This is a genomic window from Microbacterium sp. UBA837 (assembly GCF_002296025.1).
In the GTDB taxonomy this organism is placed as follows: Bacteria; Actinomycetota; Actinomycetes; order Actinomycetales; family Microbacteriaceae; genus Microbacterium.
The window spans coordinates 1-4,658 of the sequence record NZ_DBHD01000118.1 but is presented as its reverse complement, the minus strand read 5'-3'; the positions used below and the strand labels follow the sequence as shown (position 1 = coordinate 4,658).

The 4,658-nt window shown below is 66.3% G+C and carries 5 protein-coding genes; 1 reads left to right on the top strand and 4 read right to left on the bottom strand.

Annotated features, from left to right (window positions below; all coding sequences use genetic code 11):
- Positions 1 to 695 (top strand): LLM class flavin-dependent oxidoreductase (locus tag B3587_RS09020; protein ID WP_292727989.1); only part of this gene is annotated, 695 nt, incomplete at its 5' end.
- Positions 696 to 836: 141 nt separating this feature from the next.
- On the opposite strand, the gene B3587_RS09015 is transcribed toward B3587_RS09020, so the two are convergent.
- The 4 genes from B3587_RS09015 to B3587_RS09000 form a co-directional block, all read right to left on the bottom strand.
- Positions 837 to 1,862 carry a methionine synthase gene (locus B3587_RS09015; protein WP_292727987.1) on the bottom strand — a complete coding sequence of 342 codons (1,026 nt, stop codon included), beginning with the start codon at positions 1,860 to 1,862 and terminating at the stop codon, positions 837 to 839.
- Positions 1,859 to 2,878, bottom strand: a complete 1,020-nt coding sequence (locus tag B3587_RS09010; RefSeq protein WP_292727985.1) for a DUF1852 domain-containing protein — start codon at positions 2,876 to 2,878, stop codon at positions 1,859 to 1,861. Before B3587_RS09010 ends, B3587_RS09015 begins: the two co-directional genes overlap by 4 nt.
- Before the next feature lie 184 nt (positions 2,879 to 3,062).
- The gene (locus tag B3587_RS09005; protein ID WP_292727983.1) at positions 3,063 to 4,325 is read right to left on the bottom strand and encodes an alpha-hydroxy acid oxidase; all 1,263 of its coding nucleotides are present in this window, start codon (positions 4,323 to 4,325) and stop codon (positions 3,063 to 3,065) included.
- Between the two features lie 17 nt (positions 4,326 to 4,342).
- Positions 4,343 to 4,658, bottom strand: a 316-nt coding sequence (locus tag B3587_RS09000) for an FGGY-family carbohydrate kinase (RefSeq protein WP_292727982.1), incomplete at its 5' end; no start/stop codon positions are given.

Here is a 4,658-nt window from a genome sequence, read left to right as displayed (position 1 = left end):
TCGAGCACGAGATGCTCGAGGCCTACGCGACGCTGGGATTCCTTGCCGCGCACACGCGGAAGGCGATGCTGCACGTCTTGGTCACGGGCGTCATCTATCGGCATCCGGCCCTGCTCGCCAAGCAGGTGAGCACCCTCAACGTGCTCTCGGGTGGCCGCGTCGGGCTCGGCATCGGCGCCGGCTGGAACGAGCAGGAGTGCGTCGGTCTCGGATTCCCGTTCTCGCCGGTCGCACAGCGCTTTCGCGAGCTGGAAGAGACGATCCAGATCTGCCAGCAGATGTGGTCGGAGTCCGAAGAGCCCTACGACGGGGCGATCTGGCAGCTCGGACGCACGCTGAACTCGCCGCAGAACGTCACGAAGCCGATGCTCATGATCGGCGGTGGGGGCGAGAAGAAAACCCTCAAGCTCGTCGCTCAGTACGCCGATGCCTGCAACCTGAGCGCCCTGGCTGGCGTGCCCACCGGGAAGCTCGACGTGCTGCGGGCGCACTGCGACGATGTCGGGCGCGACTACGACACCGTCGAGAAGACCGCCATGATCGGCGTGAACCCCGAATCGACGGTGGACGGCGTCGCCGACCAGGTGCGGGCGCTGGGGGAGGCGGGCTTCACGACGACGTACGTCTTCTCTGTCGGCATCCGTCAGCCTGAGAAGGTCGTCGACCTGATCGCAGGCGTTGCCGCGCAGGTGTAGCGCGCCCGTTCCGCCTCCGCACGAAGGTAGGAGTTCTCGCCGAGGCAGGACGCTTCAGACGCACATCGTCCTACGTCGGCGATTTCTCCTACCTCGGCGATGGGACCCGACCGCGGTGCGGTCCCGAGACGGATGCCGGGCTCAGCCGATCAGCTCCGACCGAACGATCGCTGCGCCCGCGGTGAGGGCCGCGAGCTTTCCCCGTGCGACACCGCGGGGCAGGGGAGCCATACCGCAGTTCGTGGCGGGGTAGAGGTTCTCGGCATCCACGAACTGCAGCGCTCGCCGTAGCGTGTCGGCAACCTCACCCGGCGTCTCCACCGTGGTGCTGGCGACATCGATCGCCCCGACCATGACCTTCTTGCCGCGGATGAGCTCAATGAGGTCCATCGGCACGTGGGAATGGTGGCACTCAAGCGAGACGATGTCGATGCTCGACTCGCGGATGCGGGGGAAGATGCGCTCGTACTGGCGCCACTCCGACCCGAGGGAGGCCTTCCAGTCGGTGTTGGCCTTGATGCCATAGCCGTAGCAGACGTGCACCGCGGTCTCGCTGGTCACCCCCTCGGCGGCTCGCTCGAGCGCCGCAATCCCCCAGTCGTTGACATCGTCGAAGAAGACGTTGAACGCGGGCTCATCGAACTGGATGATGTCGACCCCCGCCGCTGCCAGTTCCTTCGCCTCCTGATTGAGGATGCCCGCAAACTCCCACGCGAGCTCTTCGCGGCTGCCGTAGTGGGCGTCGTAAAGCGTGTCGATCATCGTCATCGGCCCGGGAAGCGCCCACTTGACGGGTCGGTCGGTGTGGGCGCGCACGAAGGCTGCATCCTCGACGAACACCGGCGCCTTGCGCGCGACGGCGCCGACGACTGTGGGCACTGACGCGTCATAACGGTCACGGATACGCACCGTCTCGCGGCGTTCGAAATCGACGCCCTCGAGGTGTTCGATGAAGGTCGTCACGAAGTGCTGGCGGCTCTGCTCGCCATCGCTCACGATGTCGATTCCCGCGTGCTGTTGGTCCGAGAGCGCCAGCAGCAGCGCGTCCCGCTTTCCCTCGGCGAGGATGTCGTCATCCAGCTTCCAGGGCGACCAGAGCGTCTCGGGTTCGGCGAGCCACGCCGGCTTCGGCAGGCTGCCCGCGGTGGAGGTGGGAAGGAGCGTCATGCGCGTGCCTCCTCCAGCTCGCGGGCGGAGAACTGCGCCGACCACAGCTCCAGCGACTCCCGGTGCGGCTCGATGAAGTGCTCCTGGGCGAAACGGCCCTGCGCGACGGCGAGGCGGCTGCGCTCCTCGCGGTCGTACTCGATGCGTGTCAGTGAATAGTCGGGCTGGCTCAGGCTCGGCTGGAACCGCGCGGGAGCCGAAGAGTTGGCGTTGTAGATCTCGGGACGATAGATCTTCTGGAACGTTTCCATGGTTGCGATCGTGGCGGCGAGTTCGAGGTCCGAGTAGTCGGTGAGCAGATCCCCGACGTGGTAAAACGCCAGGGGGGCGGCAGCGCGGGGTGGCATGAAGTAGCGGACCCGCATCCCCATCTTCGCGAAGTAGTCATCGGTCAGCGAGTACTCGTCCTGGCGGTATTCGACGCCCAGAACCGGATGTTGCGTGTCGGTGCGCTGGTAGGTCTTGGTGCTCGAGACGCTCAGGCAGATGACGGGAGCCTTCGCGAAGTGCTGCGTATAGGCATCCGACGCCACGAAGCTGCGGAACAGGTTTCCGTGCAGCACGCCGAAGTCATCGGGGACGCTGAAACCGGATCCGGCGGCGTTGTGTGCGGGGAGCACGACGCTGAAGTCGTAGTCCCGCACATACGACGAGAAGTTGTTGCCGGCGATGCCCGGGATGCGGCTACCGGTGCGGTGGTCGACGATCGTCGTCTCCAGTACCTCGATGATCGGGAAGCGCTCGCCGTCGCCGCCCTCGTCGAGGTCGACCGATACCGAGACGATATCGAGATCGACCGAGTAGCGGTCTGCGGTCTCGTTGTCGCTAGCTGCGAGCTCGTTGAACCGGTTGTCGATCATCCGGATCGCGTTGCGGAGGTTCTCCTTGCGGTTCTCGCCGCGTGCGAGGTTCGCGAAGTTGGTGGTGATGCGCGTGTTGTCGAGAGGACGGTAGTCCTCGTCGAATCGGACACGCTCGAGAGTGAAGACAGGGACGGGCGGAGACGTCAGACGCATGACAGACCGTTCGAGTTCGGGCGAGCCGGGGCGGCCCGCTGAGTTGTCAGGGAGCCGCAGCGCGTGCCCGATGACGTGCTCGGGCGCGAGGCTTCGCGTCGTGCTGCGATGTGTTCGAGCATCTCGGCTACGCGCCCGAGGTGCAACTCGCCGCGTAACACAGTGACGAATTGGTGGGCGGCGGTCAGGCCTCGAGGGGAACGGATGCTGCGCCCGAACCGACCGGCACGAGGCGCGTCAGCTGCGTGACGTGGCGCGGTTCGAGCTCGGCAAGGCTTGACACCCCGAGCAGGCGCATTGTGCGCTCGATCTCGGCGCGGAGGATCTCGATCGTGCGATCCACGCCCTGGCGGCCCCCGGCCATGAGGCCGTACAGGTACGCGCGGCCGATGAGCGTGAACTTCGCGCCGAGGGCGACGGATGCCACGATGTCGGCGCCGTTCATGATGCCGGTGTCGATCATGACCGTGGCGTCCTTTCCGACCTCCCGCACGACCTGCGGCAGCAGGTGGAAGGGGATGGGCGCGCGGTCGAGCTGCCGACCGCCATGGTTGGAGAGGATGATGCCGTCGACACCGTGGTCGATCAGGCGCACCGAGTCGGCAACGTTCTGAACGCCCTTGACGACGATCTTGCCGGGCCACAGGTCGCGGATGACGGCGAGATCCTCGTAACTGATCGTGGGGTCCATCGCGGCATCCAGCAGCTCGCCGACGGTGCCGCCAGTGGATGAGAGCGACGCGAACTCGAGCTTTGGAGTCGTGAGGAAGTCGTACCACCACCAGGGCCGCGGAATGGCGTTGACGATCGTGCCGAGGGTCAGCTGCGGCGGGATCGAGAAGCCGTTGCGCTTGTCGCGCAGGCGCGCACCGGCGACCGGGGTGTCGACGGTGAACATGAGCGTGTCGAAGCCGGATGCCGCGGCTCGGCGGGCAAGCGCATAGGAGATCTCCCGGTCGCGCATCACGTACAGCTGGAACCAGTTGCGCCCGTGAGGGTTTGCGGCCTTCACCTCCTCGATCGAGGTGGTGCCGAGGGTCGAGAGCGTGAACGGGATGCCGGCTGCTCCCGCCGCCGAGGCGCCGGCGATCTCGCCCTCGGTCTGCATGAGCCGCGTGAAGCCGGTCGGCGCGATACCGAACGGCAGCGCTGACGGACCACCGAGGATCTCGACCGAGGTGTCGATGTCGGGCGCGGGGGTCAGGATGTCGGGATGGAACTCGATGTCCTCGAATGCGCGGCGGGCGCGAGTGAGTGACAGCTCGCCCTCGGCCGCGCCATCCGTGTAGTCGAAAGCCGCCTTCGGCGTGCGGCGCTTGGCGATCGTGCGCAGGTCGGAGATCGTGAGCGCGGACTGCAGGCGTCGGGTGCGTCCGTCGAACTCGGGCTTTTTGAACTTCATGAGCTCGAACAGCTCGGCGGGTTGGGGAAGCTGACGTTTCACCATGACGGTGTCCTTCCGTGTCATCGGATGCGTGACGCCTGTGGGTCGTAACGCCGAGGGCTGTGTGTCCTGACCACACGGTAGCGCAGGTCTTCGAGTGTTCCCTCAATCAATCCAACGGCGCGAGCCTGCACGAGGATGTTGCCGAGCGCTGTCGCCTCCACCGGTCCCGCCAGCACCGGAAGACCCGATCGGTCCGCCGTCCGCTGGCACAGCAGCTCATTCAGAGCGCCGCCCCCGACGATATGGATCGTGCGCACGGGCACGCCACCGATGCGGCCGGCGGTGAGCGCGGCATCTGCGAAGGCCTGTGCAAGGGACTCCACGGTGCACCTC